The following is a 15,702-nucleotide window of genomic DNA, read 5'->3' as shown; positions in this document are numbered from 1 at the left end:
TCACCGCAGGCATTTTGACGATATCGCTATCGGGGCTCAGGCGTTTCCCTGCTGAATGGAAACGCTTTAGAACTTCGGAAATTCGAGCTTTCTCGTGTCGTAGCCCAGTTCCTGCGCCTTCTTCACCATCACCGTCAGCTTGCTCTTCGAAGGCACGCTACGGGAATAGATCCAAAGATTCGTCATGTCAGGGTTGGAGCTGATGAACCAGCTTCGGTCGGGTGACTGATAGCGGACCCAATAATTGAAGGTGATGAACAGCGGATATCGCACCCGTAGCTTTGCGTTTGTCGCCTTGTAATCTGTCAGCGTGCCGATGCCTTCAATGGTTTTCAGTTTGCCTTGCGGCGTACCTTCGCGACAGCCATCCTGCACCATCACCTCGTTGGGCGCGGCACCCTTCTTATAGATAGTGAAGCCAGCGACGCAGCCATCCGTCAAACGCATCGGCGTGCGGCCAATCTCCAGCCATTTACCCTGATAATGCGACAGTTGCGTTGGCACCACCGCCGTTTCGGCTTTCGCCTCTTGAACGAGGCATGCACTGAGCCCGCAAAAGGCCAGCGTGGCGGCAAGTGGGCGAAGGAAACTGGACATGGTTAATGCTCCGTTAATTCTGTTTTCAGAACAACGCCATTCCAGCTTCGCGGTTGCATGCCGCCCATCATGAAACCGTGTTCGACTGCGGCCTCAAACCACCGCAGATCGCCCGTCCGGATATTCCGCCGGTCCTTTGATCTCCAGCATGTTGCCGAAGGGATCGTATATATAGAAGGAGTGGCCCATGCCGCGCGCGCCGCCATGCATGGCCTCGCGGTGGATTTCCACGCAGTGGCTTTCCAGATGCGCCCGCAGCGCCTCATGCTCGAATGGCCCGGTGGCGATGCAGATGTGGTCCACATTACGCCCACCCGCCACCGGCGGTGCCGCCTTCTGCCCGCCCGGATGCGTGATGTCCCACAAAACGATGAGCGATGCGCCGCACCATACCTGCTCCATGCCGAGCGCCGGATAGGTATAGCCGGGGCGGCATCCCAGGACGTCGTGATAAAAACGAAGTGCCTTGTCCATATCATCAACCAAAAGAACGACGTGATCGATGCCGACAAGGGAAAACGGTATGCCTGATGTCACTGATATCTCCTCCAAGATTTCAGCGCTACAATCGCGCTGGCGCGCGCCGGGTCAACTGCAAAACTCAACCCGTGTTTGGCTGGGATATCGGCTCGGAAGGCATCGGACGCACGCAAAAAATAGCGAACGAATGCAAGGCGTAGAAAAGCATGAGGGAGAGTTTGGGAGGAAGTGGTACGCCCTAGGGGAGTCGAACCCCTCTTTTCAGAATGAAAATCTGACGTCCTAACCGATAGACGAAGGGCGCGTAACACTTGCGGTGTGGCGCCCTTATAGTCAGAGCTTTTCGATACCGCAAGCATGAAAATGCGCCTTTTGACAAAAAATGACGGACGAGCGGAAACGCCTTGGAAAACAAGGATTGTCCATTCAATACAGAGGCTTATTCGGCCTTCACGTTAATGTAAAAGAAGAGATAAATGCTTCGGATGCGCGGAAGGCAGGGCGAATCCGGCTTATTGGCCCGGCGTTCCGTTGTTATAAAAGCATGTCCACCGGCATCCTGATTTGCACTTTGTGGAAGGGCTGGGACAGCACACCACCTAAAATAGCAGGATCACAAAAATCGGCCTATAAGACGTGAATTGATATCTGGAATTGAAAAATTGACGTCTCATCATAAGTTAACCGATATCTCGCCATCGAAATGCTTTTTTTCGAAGCAGATTTCAAATTTGCTATTTTAGAGAATGATCCATTGCCAGATGCGCAGCGGAGATGACTGAGAGTCGACGGATAATGCCCATGCTTCAACGATCGCTGATCGCGAAAATCTTTCTCGTCTCCTTTTTGAGCGTGCACGTCCCGCTTATTGCCCTGATTTTGCATCTTCTGTTCGGCTTCGAGACCAGCCCCGTCCCGGTCTTCGCTCTCATTCTGGCCGCAACCCTGATCGGGACTGCCATTTGCCTGTTTGCCATATGGCGCTTTATCCGCCCCCTGCACCATCTGGCCGTAGCGCTGAAGAAGTACCCCGAAGACAAAAGCGTTCTTAAAATCCAGTCTTCCGGCAATGATGAGATCGCCATCGTCACCGATGTGACAAAGTCGATGCTGATGCAGGTCGAGGAATTGACCAAGAAGCTCAAGCATCAGGCCACAACGGATTTTCTCACCGGGCTTGCCAACCGCCGCTGGTTGACGGAGCAGGTTCCGGGTCTTCAGTCGCAGGCAGAGCGTGCGAACGAACCTCTGTCCGTCATCCTGTTCGATCTCGATAATTTCAAGCATATCAATGACGATTACGGCCACGATGTCGGCGACAATGTCCTGATGATCGTTGGAGAAGTCGTGAAGGACTCCCTGCGGCCCTACGATCTAGCGGCCCGTATCGGCGGAGAGGAATTCTGCATTGTCCTGCCGCGCACCTCGGGTGAGTCCGCGCTGAAAATCGCAGAACGTTTGCGCGCGGCCTTCCAGGCGAGCTATGTGGAGCCGCTTCCGCATGGTCGCATCACCTGCAGCTTCGGCGTGGTGCAGGCCGGCCCCGGCGAGCGTTTGCAGCAATTGTTGCGTCGTGCCGATACCGCGCTCTACCGGGCCAAAGATGCCGGACGCAACCGCGTCATCGGCGCTTTCGTGGAAAAGAATCCGTAAAGCCCTCGCCTGTCTTTTCGGGACATGCGGCAAGAAACTCGTTGGGCGGCGGCGCGACAAGCTTGCTTTTCAGGCATTCTTGCCGCTATTAGCCAAAGCCATCGACAATTTTGACCAGATGGTAGACACCCCATGGCCCTCCCAGATAAAGCCTTTCCCGTTTCGTGGGATCAATTTCACCGTGATGCCCGTGCTCTCGCCTGGCGTCTGGCCGGTCTGAACCAGGACTTCAAGGCCATCGTCTGCATCACCCGCGGCGGCCTCGTTCCGGCAGCAATCATCTCCCGCGAACTCAACATCCGCCTCATCGACACGGTCTGCATCGCCACGCGCCATGATTACGTCAATCAGGGCGATACGCTGCTGCTCAAGGGCATCTCGCCGGAACTGCTGGAAAAAGAAGGCGAAGGCATTCTCGTCGTGGACGATCTGACCGACACCGGCAAGACGGCTCTCGAAGTGCGCGAAATGCTGCCAAAGGCCCACTTCGCCTGCGTCTACGCCAAGCCGACAGGCGTCCCCACCATCGATACCTTCATCACCGAAGTCAGCCAGGATACATGGATCTATTTCCCCTGGGATCTGGGCTTCACCTATCAGGAACCCATCGCCAAGGGCGCCCCGGGCTGACATCAAGCAATCTTTATGACGTCGAAAGGGCTACCCGCGGGTGGCCCTTCACTCAAATGTTGAACAACGCCCGCTTTTGGCCCTAAGCGGGCAGTCGGTCACAATTCGAATAACTTATGCTTGATTAAAGCTCGAGAGGGCGTTGATGGGGCGGTTACCTCGATGAGGGCGTTCATGCAGTCAGACAGAATTCGAGAGGCGGTCGCGCTTGTGACTTCACAGGATGATCGGTTTGTCTCACCCATTCCTCTGCCCGATGACCATGTCATTGACTATGTCGAAGGTGAAATCGGCCTCAAGCTCACCGAGGATTACCGCTATCTGGTCAAGAATGCCGGGAACATCGTACTGACCAAGGAATTGCTCTATTTTCGTTCCGACATTAAGGGGCGATGTAACATCGTTCCGAGCGTGGCTGGCGCGAGACGCGCAGGCGTTCCAATCGAATGGCTGCCTATTTGCCGAGACAACGACGATTACTATTGCCTTTTGCCGGACGGCAGTGTCGAGCTCTGGTCCCACGACAACATGTTCGAGCAACGCTGGCCGGACCTTGCTGAATGGGTTGTCGACAGCTTCATAAATGGCAACTAAGCGCGCCACCGGGATTAGCCCCCACTCGGTAAATAAGAAGCTCTTGTAGACCCTCGCTCGTGGGTGGTGAAGTCTCCTATTGGCGCAAAGCGGAAAACCTCAATTGGCCCTAAGCGGGCATCGTTCTCGAGAAAATCTCCTCGCTTTTGCGCAGGAGACGGACGTCGCTACCTCTAAGGAAGGCTCTCTGGCAGCTATGTCAGGTCGTGGAGGTCTTTGCCCAAGGCCCGCCCCAATTGCCACTCACTAAATCCTACCTCCAAGCCTGCACGTTCAGGAGTGCAGCACATTGGGCCGACGAGATAATGGTCTGCTTTTGGGAATGGGCAGAGGCGGACCAATGGCCACGTCTGCCCATCGCCTGAAGCTTGTATTCTCAGAACGCCGCTCTGGATTGTCACCCTTATCCAAAAATCTGCTGGGTTGCCGTCATATCGCCCAGTCGCCCAATCGGAGGTTTCATCCGTCAGAACACTGCCGAGCAAGCCATATCCGTCTGAGAACTCGATCCCGGTCTTGACCCAACGTCTCTCGTCGAGCCTGACCATGAGGCCAGCCTGGTCGTAGAGATGTTCAAAATGTGCTTGGACTCGAACCTGGGCGGTGAAATCGCAATCGGTCTGGAATGCGTAGAAGTGGCCGCTGTCGCGCACAAAGCCATAGTGTGTCTCTCGCCAAAAATCCGTGTTGGCGTCAGTCGTTACGGAAAGTCTCACATCAGAAGCATTGGCTTCCGTGGGCTCATTCAGCCACCGTCCATTTTTAAGACTCTGCAAGGGCGTCTCCTATGACAACTCGCCGATTTACTTGGCCGCATCTCCCGTAAAGCGGTCACTGCTAGAGAGCCCAATTGCCGCCATCTAGCAAGGTCCGTAGCGTCTTTCGATTGTCGCCTTCACGAAAGAGAGGCCGCTCCGGAAAATCCGAAAAACGGACGGACCGCTCTCGACCAAAGGTCGGAAAATGCGTCGATTGAAGCGAGTGTCCGGTGTTGGTGCGAAGCAGTCGGTAAGCTGAAGGTCCATAATCAAGCGACTTTCGTCTGACGTGTTAAAGGCATGCATTGGATTAGACCGGGGTCTTCTCAGGTGAACTGAGAGGTTCCCGCTGCTTTATCGAAGCGGCGAGCCTCGAGTTCTGCTTCATCTACGAACATGAACATTGCGCCGTCGCCCCAAGTCGGCATCAATCGCCAGAGATAGGTTTCGGCATTTATTGTCAGCACATGCCGCCAACGCTCCCCGGCGGAAAGGACACTCTCTGCGTAAGCCTGTTCGCTGTCTGCTTTACCGGTGGAGATCAATTCCACTTCGCCATGCATTCTTTGTTGAATCGGCTCCTCCCATCCCCCAAGCTGATCACCGCCGCCCTCCTTCATCTCGAAGCGCTCATCACTAAGGTCAAGATAGGCGTGCAGGCTGAGACGCGGAGTGACTGACCAGCTAGAGACGGGAGTAAGCGGCTCAGCCTTGACGTCGGCCTCCCAGGGCTCCGACATCCGGGAGCCATAACCGCTTACCCCCTTTTGCCAAGCCTCTCGCACTAACTGCGGTGTCGTGCGTCGTTCCAATCCACCGGCGTCACTCCACACCAGGGAAATCCCCCCGCTGGGCGATTGCGTACCATACCAGTCGGCGAAGGGATCATTGAACGCCCACAACATACCGCGATCCGGCAGGGAAGGATCGAAGCCGGGTTCGCGCGCCATGACCGAAAGGTTCACCTGCGCGAGAAAGGCCATGGGCGTCTCGTACGCCAGATGGTCGATAACCAATTCTAAGCACGATGCCAAGTCGTCGTCGCCTCCGCGGTTTGCGAGCATCTTGCGGAGCCTGTTCGCCGTGGCCTCGGGATCGGCCAGTGCGGGACGCGTCGGCCAAGCGATTCCCGGCGGGAGATCAGGCTCGCCTCCCACTTTACTTACCCCCGCAGTGAGCGCGGCGTCGTCCACTGGATCACCGTGTCGGAGCCAGATTGTCGGACGGGCAGTGTTGACGAGCGCGCGCGACAACGCCGCGTCTAGGTTCAAAGTGTTGCATGCGCGCTGAATGGAGAGCAAATCAGCGAATGCGGTCATGTTCCATCCTCTTTCGACATTCAGGAGGGTCACAGAATAAAGAGTTTTGTGGCAGCGCAACGACCGCATTTGGCGCATTACGGACGTCGGCCGTCGCAAAAAAATTGGCCGCGAAACTCCGAGTTTTGCGACGGAAATTCCCTTTTGATTTCAGCGTTGGCCGATCTGTCGCGAAACTTAAGAGATTCGCGACGGCGTATCCTCGGCTCTATCGTACCTGAAGCGCGCGATCCGTCGCGCATCACCACGCGGAATGGGCCATAGCTCGGCCCAGAAATGATCGCCAGCTTGGTCGATAAGCCTGTATTTGGAAAATCCGCGCGGTAGATTCACGTCGACCAACGCGCCACTGTCCATGTCGAACAGTTTCTGCCGGCCCTTCCAAGGATCGGTCGTCTTGTAGACGGAGGATAGAATGCAAAAGCGGCCGGATGCGGTAAACCGACCTTCGATGCCGTATTTCCTCTCGTCGCCGGTGCGCGTGTAGTCCTGCATGAAAGGCAGCGATTTTACCCGGCCATCCGGGCCAATCTCCGCGATGCCGCTGCATGGATACCCCCATTTGGGCGAGTCACCGTGTCCTTTGGTGTAGATGTAAACGCGGCCGGCACGCAGCAGCGCCTGGTTGATACGGGGTCTATTAGAGTGGAAGAAATGATGATGCGGAAAATCCTCGGCGACGAGTTGCAGAAGATCGTCGCCTGTCGGGGCTTTGAGCGGATCGGAACTGGTGCCAAACAAACGCCTCAACAGTGAAACGCCGCCGCTTGGCGCAGGCGCGACCGGAAATGCGGACCAACTTGCCGTCCGATTCTCGATGTCAACGGAAAGGAACGCCAGCCATCGTGTCGATGACGCCGCCTGTAATGGCATCGCGATGACATTGCCCTCCGCTACAGGGTGAACCGCGTAACCGGGATACAGGGCGCCGGTCTTATCCTCATGGACTTTCACTCTTCCAAGAGGTTGCGCAATCTCAATGGCATAGGGCTCATCCGTTTGCGAGGCTGGCACCAACAGGGCGCGGTCGTTGCCCGTGAGGTACAGCGTTGAATCGCCGATCGCCACCGCGACATGCGTGTTCATCTCGGCACTGTCGCCATCCCGTATGGGAAAGTGCCGCGCCAGATCGCGAACAAGCACTGCCCCCGAGGCACTAAGATCGATCTGAAAAGTCTCATCCCCGCGATCAATAACCCGCTCGGGCTCGAACAAGGTCGAACAGCGGATCGCTAGTCGTCCATCCGCCATAGCCATATGATTGAGGCAGTAAAAATCTACGACCTGCGATTCTGAAACGCCGGCGCTCGCAGCGATGGCCGCGTTGTCTATGACGTACTCCTGCTCCAGATGTAGATCGATCATAATTACCTGCTTATGTGTGCGTTTGAGCGGTTCAGTGGCTTTCTGGCACATATTTCTATTACCATCAAAGTTGGACAGTATGCGTTTAAGTCCAACTGCAAATTTGCGGCGTCGCAGAATAGGGAGTTTTGCGGGCACAATGTCCGCGTTTGGCGCATTACGGACGTCTGCCGTCGCAAAAAATTGGCCGCGAAACTCTGAGTTTTGCGACGGAAATTCCCTGTTGATTTCGGAGGTGGCCGATCTGTCGCGAAACTTAGGAGTTTCGCGACAGGGTTCGCCCTTACAGAGCTGGACGCAAATAGAGATGACTGACTTTGCCTCGATGCGTGACTGCGAAACCCCATTCCATTTTCGTATTTTCAAACTCGACCTCATAAATATCGAGGCCTTGCTGAACGCCTTTAAACGACAGAGCTTTTAAGGGCCCGGCTTTCTCCAACTCGCTTTGGATAAAGTCTTTTTGCTCGATTGCGAGCGCCGCCAATGCTGGTGCCATACCGTCAAGGGCGGGTTCCCCCCTCGTATGCTCCTCAATCAGGCGGCGCAGGATGTCTTCACTCCCGGGCATTGACTTCTGATCGCGGATTCGCTGCTGAATCTCAGCCTCGATACGGAGGACCGGGTCTAGAGCAACTTTTTGGGCATGGTCCTCAAACCCGTTCTGATGGTGAACAAGACCATCGACCCTGCCGTCGTGGTCGCGGCAGAACTTTATTTGAACCGGCAGAACCTTCATAAAAAATTCGGTCTCGCCCTCTGGAAATATGTCGATGTCGGACTGACCCACAATCCTGTAGGCAAGTTGGCCGTCGTGATTGGTGACAATTGAGAGCGTTCCGTCGGCAGTCTCGTAGGCACCCGAAAATGTGTCGAGGAGGTCTGCATTGATTGGAACCTCGTCTCTCGGACGCATCTGTTCGTATCGACGCCAGGCTGCGGTATCCTTGGAAGTCTCAGTCATATGAGTTTCCCTTGCCAGATTGGTAAGATCGTCAATCGATGGTGTGCGTCCGGATCGAATCTTCGATTGAAGACTTTCGATCACCTGCAACCCTCGTATGGCGCGGTCCTTCGAGTTTACTAAAGCTTCGCGCTGCAATGAAAGTGTTTGCCCCAAGTCAGCGACCTGTCCTTCCAGAAGCTTTGCTATACCGCGCAGGCTAAGGCCGAGGGTTTTGAGGGCCAGAATTTCATTCAGGCGAACGATCTCGGCGCTGCCGTATAGTCGCCATTGCTTGGAGGTACGGCGCGGGGAGATCAGGCCATACTGCTCGTAGAGCCGAAGTGCTCGAATGCTAACACCGACCTGCTCTGCACATTCCAACGCGGTCAGCAAAACCTGATCTCTATTTCGGCGATCGTGCATCGCAAACTCCTTTGGGAGTTTTCAATACGATATGACGCTAGGTCCGGCTCAAGCGAAAAATCGAGCTACCGCGAAAATCCCAATTAAAGCGCCACTTGTTTTCATGACTTTGCGACGTCGCAGAATAGGGAGTTTGGCAGCAATCGCAATGTCCGCAATTGGGGCATCGCGGATGCGTTGTTAAACCTTCTCTTCGCAACAAAATCGGGATCACCTGGTTTTCCAAGGTGAGTATCTGTCGCAAAACTCAATCACAAAAACCGGAGTAGCGTCACCGATATTTGGAGCAGAACAGACCCCGTTAATTAGGGCATGAGCCGGGCGCTGCAGGTGCCCTTTTCGTTTGTCCAGTCCTACCGCTTGTGAACCGGCAATTGTGGAAATCGGATGCTGTTGCTTGTACACCACACCCAAAAAAATCGAGAAAATCGCGATAAATGGGCCCTCCGTTACGTAAGGTAGTCGGTATCACGCGTTCTGAAATTCGTCCAAGTCACTGAATTTTATAGGTGCTTTTTCTTTCCCCGTTTTCCACAGCTACCCCACACAATATCTTGTGGTTAACAAAGGCTTGCAAACTAGGCCTTGACGGAATCACCGCATATCCGCAAGGTAATCCTCATGTTGCGGCGGCGACGGAATCGGGTGTTTCACCTCTGGTTCTTTTCAGTCTCAGTTCACGCGTTTGCCTGCGTTCCGGCCATGAGGGGGTGGAGCGTATACGGCTGTCTGTGTGCTGGCGTGCTGTCGAAATATAATGCGGGATATGTGGCGACAACAAACTGTTAATACTATATATAGTATGGTTGAAGCCGAAATCACCACGAGATAGAGGAACGACATCCGAAGGATGATCGTTTCCACCGAGAAGCCAGGAACCGGCGGCGCGCATAATGTGCGACGCGGGATCGAGTATTTGCGCCCTGCCCAGAGGCGCCCAAGGACGAGGACAAAGACAATGCGCATCGAACGTCGCTTCACGAAGCCCGGCCAGTCTGCCTATGCGGAAATCGAATTCCGCAAGGGTATCAGCGAGATCAAGAACCCTGATGGCTCCATCGTTTTCCGTCTGGCGGACATCGACGTTCCCGCACAGTTCTCCCAGGTCGCGACAGACGTTCTGGCGCAAAAATATTTCCGCAAGGCTGGCGTTCCTGCGCGCCTGAAGAAGGTCGAAGAGAACGACGTTCCTTCCTTCCTCTGGCGCTCCGTTGCCGATGAAAAGGCGATGAAGGACATTCCCGAGGGCGAACGTTACGGTTCTGAAATCGATGCGCGTCAGGTCTTCGACCGTCTGGCCGGTACATGGGCTTACTGGGGCTGGAAGGGCAAATATTTCTCGACCGAAGAAGACGCGGCAGCCTTCAAGGATGAGCTTGCCTACATGCTGGCCACCCAGCGCGTTGCGCCGAACTCTCCACAGTGGTTCAACACCGGCCTGCATTGGGCCTATGGCATCGATGGTCCCGGCCAGGGCCACTTCTATATCGACCCCTTCACGGGCAAGCTGACTAAGTCCAAGTCCTCCTACGAACATCCACAGCCACACGCCTGCTTCATCCAGTCCGTCGAAGACGATCTGGTCAATGAAGGCGGCATCATGGACCTGTGGGTGCGTGAAGCACGCCTGTTCAAATACGGCTCCGGCACCGGCTCCAACTTCTCCTACCTGCGCGGCGAAGGCGAAAAGCTGTCGGGCGGCGGTCGTTCTTCCGGCCTCATGAGCTTCCTCAAGATCGGTGACCGCGCAGCCGGTGCCATCAAGTCCGGCGGCACCACCCGCCGTGCGGCCAAGATGGTCGTCGTCGATGCCGATCACCCCGATATCGAAGCCTACATCGACTGGAAGGTGAACGAAGAGCAGAAGGTTGCCGCTCTGGTCACCGGTTCCAAGATCGTTGCCAAGCATTTGAAGGCCATCATGAAGGCCTGCGTCAATTGCGAAGCCGGCTCCGAAGCGACTCGGGGCGATTGCTTCGACCCTGCCAAGAACCCTGCCCTGAAGCGCGAAATCCGCGCTGCCAAGAAGGACATGGTTCCTGAAAACTATGTCAAGCGCGTCATCCAGTTCGCCCAGCAGGGCTATAAGGACATCGAGTTCAAGACCTACGACACCGATTGGGATTCCGAAGCCTACCTCACGGTATCCGGCCAGAACTCCAACAACTCCGTGTCACTGAAGGATGACTTCCTGCGCGCAGTCGAAAATGACGGCGACTGGAACCTCACCGCCCGCAAGGACGGCAAGGTCATGAAGACGCTGAAGGCACGCACGCTTTGGGAAAAGATTTCCCACGCCGCATGGGCGTCGGCCGATCCGGGCCTGCACTTCAACACCACCATGAACGACTGGCACACATCGCCAGCCGCTGGCCCCATCCGTGCATCCAACCCCTGCTCGGAATACATGTTCCTCGATGACACGGCCTGCAACCTTGCCTCGCTGAACCTGCTTCAGTTCAAGGACGCCAAGACCAAGAACATCGACATCGCAGACTACGAACACGCCGTCCGCCTGTGGACCGTCGTTCTCGAAGTTTCCGTCATGATGGCGCAGTTCCCATCCAAGGAAATTGCCGAACGCTCCTACGAGTACCGCACGCTCGGCCTCGGCTACGCCAACATCGGCGGCCTGCTGATGTCCTCCGGCATTCCTTACGATAGCGATGAAGGCCGTGCGATTGCCGGTGCCCTCACCGCCATCATGACCGGCGTGTCCTACGCGACATCCGCTGAAATGGCTGGCGAACTCGGCCCATTCCCCGGCTTTGCACCGAACCGCGACAACATGCTGCGCGTTATCCGCAACCACCGCCGCGCTGCTCAGGGCTTGGCCTATGGTTACGAAGGCCTGTCGGTAAACCCCGTCCCGCTCATCCACACCGATTGCACGGATGCAGACCTCATCACCCACGCGGTTGCCGCATGGGACAAGGCTCTGGAGCTTGGCGAAATCAATGGCTACCGCAACGCCCAGACCACCGTTATCGCGCCGACAGGCACGATCGGCCTCGTCATGGATTGCGACACGACCGGCATCGAGCCTGACTTTGCGCTGGTGAAGTTCAAGAAGCTCGCCGGTGGCGGTTACTTCAAGATCATCAACCGCGCCGTACCAGAATCCCTGCGTTCGCTCGGTTACTCCGAAAGCCAGATCGCCGAGATCGAAGCCTACGCAGTCGGCCACGGCAATCTCAACCAGGCTCCTGCCATCAACGCCTCGACGCTGCGCGCCAAGGGCTTTACCGATGAGAAGATCGAAGCCGTCAACGGCGCGCTGAAAGCCGCCTTCGACATCAAGTTCGTCTTCAACCAGTGGACGCTCGGTGCCGACTTCCTCAAGGAAACCCTGAAAGTTTCCGACGAGCAGCTCGCCGACATGAGCTTCAACCTTTTGGAACATCTCGGCTTTGCCAAGAAGGACATCGAAGCGGCCAACGTGCATGTCTGCGGCGCGATGACGCTGGAAGGCGCACCGTTCCTCAAGGACGAGCATCTGCCTGTCTTCGATTGCGCCAACCCATGCGGCAAGATCGGCAAGCGTTACCTCTCGGTCGAATCCCACATCCGCATGATGGCGGCAGCGCAGCCCTTCATTTCGGGTGCGATTTCCAAGACCATCAACATGCCCAACGATGCAACGGTGGAAGATTGCGGCGCAGCCTACATGCTGTCGTGGAAGCTGGCGCTGAAGGCCAACGCTCTCTACCGCGATGGTTCCAAGCTCAGCCAGCCGCTCAATGCATCGCTGGTCGAAGATGATGACAACGAAGATGCAATGGAAGAGCTGATCGCTCAGCCACAGGCAGCCCAGGCCGTCACCATCACCGAAAAGATCATCGAGCGTGTTGTCGAACGCGTCAGCCGCGAGCGTGAAAAGCTGCCGAACCGCCGTCAGGGTTACACCCAGAAGGCAGCCGTCGGCGGTCACAAAGTGTATCTGCGCACCGGCGAATTCGGTGATGGCCGCATCGGCGAAATCTTCATTGACATGCACAAGGAAGGCGCCGCTTTCCGTGCGATGATGAACAACTTCGCCATCGCCATCTCGCTCGGCCTGCAATATGGCGTGCCGCTGGAAGAATATGTGGAGGCCTTCACCTTCACCAAGTTCGAACCAGCCGGCATGGTCATCGGCAACGATGCGATCAAGAACGCAACCTCGATCCTCGACTACGTCTTCCGCGAACTCGCCGTCTCCTACCTCGGCCGTCACGATCTGGCCCATGTGGATACGTCCGACTTCTCCAACACGGCACTCGGCAAGGGCATCGAAGAAGGCAAGACCAACCTCGTGTCCACCGGCTGGACTCGCGGCTACAAGCCAACGCTGGTTTCCAACAGCAGCGATCGCGCCGCGTCGTCCGAACCCAAGGGCTCGGCAACAGCAGCTCCCGCCCGCGCCTCCGGCAACGTAACGTCGATCTCCGGCAACACGGTCCGCAAACTCGAACCCGCCATCGCCGCCTCCCCTTCGGAAGTCGTCGCCTTCAAGCGCGACTACGAGGAACGCGCCAAGGAACTGGCCGAAGAAATCGCCGAGGAGTCACTGGCCACCGAATCCGAACAGGCCGCAACGGCTCTCTTCTCCGACAAGGCAGCAGCCGACGCCGCCTCTGCCAAGACAGAAGCCAAAAAGAAGGAAGCCGAACGCCGCATCCGCTCGATTGCCCAAGGCTACACGGGCAACATGTGCTCCGAGTGCCAGAATTTTACGATGGTGCGGAACGGGACGTGTGAGAAGTGCGATACATGTGGTGCGACGAGCGGTTGCAGCTGATTTGAAGAAAAAGGCCCGAAGCGAAACTTCGGGCCTTTCTTAACTCAATCCAAGCTGACCTTTCGCAAGTAGAGCAACCAGAATCACTACGGACAAAAATGGATATTTTTGATCTTATCTGGAATTACAAGTTTTCGTTTGCACCAGTAATTGCAACTTACGCCATATTTGAAATATCCACTATAATACGCAGATTAACACGTATCGCTTACACTCCTATATACTTCACCTTCTTCCCACTTGGACATGCTGATGAGCTATACTCACAATATTTCAATGAGGATTACTTTTATGAAGGATTTAACCAAACCCCAAAAGAAAAGAATAGAGTTAGAAAAAAAATAATATCAATATCAGTATTTTCAATGGTTTTCTCCACAGTCTTAAACCCAATATTGGCGGCGTTATTTGCTGCCGTATTTTTAGATAAATCGCAATTTATAGAATTTTTCTGGTTCCTTGCAATTGTGAAATTTTTACTTATTTCAAAATCACTTTACAGTACACGTCATATTTCTTTCGTAGGAAACTCTTCATCTTTTCCTTGGCTAGCGCTTATATATGTCATATATTTCGTCGCTATATTGAGAATTGTTGATACCGCTTATGAATGGGCTGCGGCACAAGTAACAACCAACGGCGTCAAAGAAATGCTGCTAAACGCAGTTGATTTCGTTATAATTAATTTTGGGATTTACATAATAATGGCAGGTGCACTGGGTGCCGCTATTAGTTATTGGATGACAGATCCTGATAACATTCCCGAGATAGAGGCGATTGAGGATTCGGAGTTACTACCGATTGAGGAATAGAGATCTATATCTTCATATCAGAAAATTCGAACAACGTTCCGATGTTAATATCGCGGCTTTAGCTCTTATAATGACTGAACGCCGTTTTCGTGGGCCATTTTTTCGCGCTGTTGAGGCGCTCATCGTCGCAACCAGAATTTTACCGCGATACAGGATAGATCGTGTAACGATAGGGATCGCTCAGGTGAGGCTCAATTACTGGCGGGAGGTCTTCCCTTGCAGTGATATTTGCATACTGGCTAAATCATTATCAATTTTAAATAATTACAAAGTTTGTACGACGTATTTATCAAAAAAAATATGCGATTCCGAAAGAGAGTTACTTGAGTTCTACAACGGGAGACCGAGCCGAATTTATGTAGAAGAATTCAAAAAAAATTTGACCGAAATAAAAAAACTTCACAAACAGTATTTGTAAAGACCGAATATTTTGGACTTGTAGATGTCACGTTGGCGATTTTTCGGCATCCGAAAACCTCCATAGAATGACACTACACATAAATCTTATTTATTGATCGATCTGCGGCAACAAAGCTCCGCAGCATCACGCCAGCCTACATCCGCCGCGCTTCCAGCCGCCTTTTATCCCGCTCGACATACTCATAGCCCATGCTCGTCAGCCGGAACTGTCGTTTCTGAAACTCGCCACGAATCTGGATGAAGCCCTGCTCTTCGGCCTCATAAAGCGTTTTCAACCCCACGCCTTTCGGCGGGGTCTGCCAGTCGATGCCGGTGGCGGCGTGCAGCAATACCATGATCTTTATCATACCGGTTCTCCATGGCTAAGCCGCGAACATGGCCCTTGGCCATCGAATGTCATCGCGCATCTCTAGCGTACCGGCCATAGGCTTGGCAACGGCAGGCGGCTTGTGAGGGCCGGGCGCGCAGGGCTGCGTTTCCTGCGCCGCATTGGCTGCAGAGTTCACCGTGCACCCCCCTCTGCCTTGCCAGGCATCTCCCCCTCAAGGGGGGAGATAGAATCGCGGATAGCGCCCGGCCACCTCAAAGGTTGCGGATAAAGTGAGAAGCCCACGCCCAGCCGATCTCCCTCCTTGTGGGGGAGATGGCCGGCAGGCCAGAGGGGGGTAAACCCCACCCTCAGGTCTAACGATACGCACCCAAAACACCCACACCAAAAATACTTCCCAACCAAATCAATCCCTTACCCAAAACCCCGCAAAAAACACCCAAAATCCCTCCGCAACTTTCTCAATGGCGCGCGAATCGCCCGCACACTGCTCGCGTTCCGCCCTCGGATACACCGCAAGGCGTTGCGGCGAGGCGGGACCGGCGCTGGGGTTGGGAGGGTGACGCAAACCTTTCAACCTCGGGGTCGGGCAGCGAT

The 15,702-nt window shown here is 54.9% G+C and carries 13 protein-coding genes and 1 tRNA gene; 5 read left to right on the top strand and 9 right to left on the bottom strand.

What is annotated here, in order from left to right; translation table 11 throughout:
* Window positions 1–66: 66 nt before the first annotated feature.
* The 3 genes from ASF29_RS04660 to ASF29_RS04650 all read right to left on the bottom strand — a co-directional run bounded on the left by ASF29_RS04660 (window position 67) and on the right by ASF29_RS04650 (window position 1,381).
* Window positions 67–597, bottom strand: a complete 531-nt coding sequence (locus ASF29_RS04660; RefSeq protein ID WP_062449067.1) for a lipocalin family protein — start codon at window positions 595–597, stop codon at window positions 67–69.
* Between the two features lie 93 nt (window positions 598–690).
* Window positions 691–1,134 carry a VOC family protein gene (locus ASF29_RS04655; RefSeq protein WP_244473489.1) on the bottom strand — a complete coding sequence of 148 codons (444 nt, stop codon included), beginning with the start codon at window positions 1,132–1,134 and terminating at the stop codon, window positions 691–693.
* Window positions 1,135–1,306: 172 nt separating this feature from the next.
* Window positions 1,307–1,381 (bottom strand) — tRNA-Glu (locus ASF29_RS04650).
* 497 nt (window positions 1,382–1,878) lie between these two features.
* Between ASF29_RS04650 and ASF29_RS04645 the strand changes: the two genes are divergently transcribed.
* The 3 genes from ASF29_RS04645 to ASF29_RS04635 all read left to right on the top strand — a co-directional run bounded on the left by ASF29_RS04645 (window position 1,879) and on the right by ASF29_RS04635 (window position 3,954).
* Window positions 1,879–2,730: a GGDEF domain-containing protein gene (locus ASF29_RS04645; RefSeq protein ID WP_062449066.1), complete on the top strand. Its 852-nt coding sequence runs from the start codon at window positions 1,879–1,881 to the stop codon at window positions 2,728–2,730.
* Between the two features lie 132 nt (window positions 2,731–2,862).
* A complete protein-coding gene (gpt, locus tag ASF29_RS04640; protein ID WP_062449064.1) occupies window positions 2,863–3,360 on the top strand; it encodes a xanthine phosphoribosyltransferase in 498 nt (165 codons plus the stop codon).
* Between the two features lie 174 nt (window positions 3,361–3,534).
* A complete protein-coding gene (locus ASF29_RS04635) occupies window positions 3,535–3,954 on the top strand; it encodes an SMI1/KNR4 family protein (RefSeq protein WP_062449062.1) in 420 nt (139 codons plus the stop codon).
* A 194-nt stretch (window positions 3,955–4,148) separates the two neighbouring features.
* On the opposite strand, the gene ASF29_RS04630 is transcribed toward ASF29_RS04635, so the two are convergent.
* The 4 genes from ASF29_RS04630 to ASF29_RS04615 form a co-directional block, all read right to left on the bottom strand.
* Window positions 4,149–4,730 (bottom strand): DUF1349 domain-containing protein, encoded by a 582-nt coding sequence (locus ASF29_RS04630; RefSeq protein WP_062449061.1) that lies wholly within the window; start codon window positions 4,728–4,730, stop codon window positions 4,149–4,151.
* Window positions 4,731–5,038: 308 nt separating this feature from the next.
* Window positions 5,039–6,031 carry a DUF1963 domain-containing protein gene (locus tag ASF29_RS04625; RefSeq protein ID WP_062449058.1) on the bottom strand — a complete coding sequence of 331 codons (993 nt, stop codon included), beginning with the start codon at window positions 6,029–6,031 and terminating at the stop codon, window positions 5,039–5,041.
* Between the two features lie 177 nt (window positions 6,032–6,208).
* The gene (locus tag ASF29_RS04620; protein ID WP_062449056.1) at window positions 6,209–7,396 is read right to left on the bottom strand and encodes a hypothetical protein; all 1,188 of its coding nucleotides are present in this window, start codon (window positions 7,394–7,396) and stop codon (window positions 6,209–6,211) included.
* 283 nt (window positions 7,397–7,679) lie between these two features.
* Complete coding sequence (locus ASF29_RS04615; RefSeq protein WP_062449055.1) at window positions 7,680–8,765, bottom strand: MerR family transcriptional regulator; 1,086 nt, start codon at window positions 8,763–8,765, stop codon at window positions 7,680–7,682.
* Window positions 8,766–9,723: 958 nt separating this feature from the next.
* Between ASF29_RS04615 and ASF29_RS04610 the strand changes: the two genes are divergently transcribed.
* Window positions 9,724–13,545, top strand: a complete 3,822-nt coding sequence (locus ASF29_RS04610) for a vitamin B12-dependent ribonucleotide reductase (protein WP_062449052.1) — start codon at window positions 9,724–9,726, stop codon at window positions 13,543–13,545.
* Window positions 13,546–13,643: 98 nt separating this feature from the next.
* Window positions 13,644–14,357 carry a hypothetical protein gene (locus ASF29_RS04605; protein WP_062449050.1) on the top strand — a complete coding sequence of 238 codons (714 nt, stop codon included), beginning with the start codon at window positions 13,644–13,646 and terminating at the stop codon, window positions 14,355–14,357.
* A 554-nt stretch (window positions 14,358–14,911) separates the two neighbouring features.
* On the opposite strand, the gene ASF29_RS04600 is transcribed toward ASF29_RS04605, so the two are convergent.
* Complete coding sequence (locus ASF29_RS04600) at window positions 14,912–15,112, bottom strand: hypothetical protein (RefSeq protein ID WP_062449363.1); 201 nt, start codon at window positions 15,110–15,112, stop codon at window positions 14,912–14,914.
* Window positions 15,113–15,139: 27 nt separating this feature from the next.
* The gene (locus ASF29_RS24265; RefSeq protein ID WP_156462528.1) at window positions 15,140–15,283 is read right to left on the bottom strand and encodes a hypothetical protein; all 144 of its coding nucleotides are present in this window, start codon (window positions 15,281–15,283) and stop codon (window positions 15,140–15,142) included.
* Between the last annotated feature and the right edge of the window lie 419 nt (window positions 15,284–15,702).

The sequence above is a fragment of the Rhizobium sp. Leaf262 genome, assembly GCF_001422245.1.
Classification (GTDB): domain Bacteria; phylum Pseudomonadota; class Alphaproteobacteria; order Rhizobiales; family Rhizobiaceae; genus Agrobacterium.
This window is presented reverse-complemented; position numbering and strand designations above follow the sequence as displayed.

Coding starts and splice junctions, on each gene's coding strand:
- ASF29_RS04660 (WP_062449067.1), bottom strand. CDS start 597: ATGTCCAGTTTCCTTCGCCCACTTGCCGCCACGCTGGCCTTTTGCGGG.
- ASF29_RS04645 (WP_062449066.1), top strand. CDS start 1,879: ATGCTTCAACGATCGCTGATCGCGAAAATCTTTCTCGTCTCCTTTTTG.
- gpt (WP_062449064.1), top strand. CDS start 2,863: ATGGCCCTCCCAGATAAAGCCTTTCCCGTTTCGTGGGATCAATTTCAC.
- ASF29_RS04635 (WP_062449062.1), top strand. CDS start 3,535: ATGCAGTCAGACAGAATTCGAGAGGCGGTCGCGCTTGTGACTTCACAG.
- ASF29_RS04625 (WP_062449058.1), bottom strand. CDS start 6,031: ATGACCGCATTCGCTGATTTGCTCTCCATTCAGCGCGCATGCAACACT.
- ASF29_RS04620 (WP_062449056.1), bottom strand. CDS start 7,396: ATGATCGATCTACATCTGGAGCAGGAGTACGTCATAGACAACGCGGCC.
- ASF29_RS04615 (WP_062449055.1), bottom strand. CDS start 8,765: ATGCACGATCGCCGAAATAGAGATCAGGTTTTGCTGACCGCGTTGGAA.
- ASF29_RS04610 (WP_062449052.1), top strand. CDS start 9,724: ATGCGCATCGAACGTCGCTTCACGAAGCCCGGCCAGTCTGCCTATGCG.
- ASF29_RS04605 (WP_062449050.1), top strand. CDS start 13,644: ATGGATATTTTTGATCTTATCTGGAATTACAAGTTTTCGTTTGCACCA.
- ASF29_RS04600 (WP_062449363.1), bottom strand. CDS start 15,112: ATGGTATTGCTGCACGCCGCCACCGGCATCGACTGGCAGACCCCGCCG.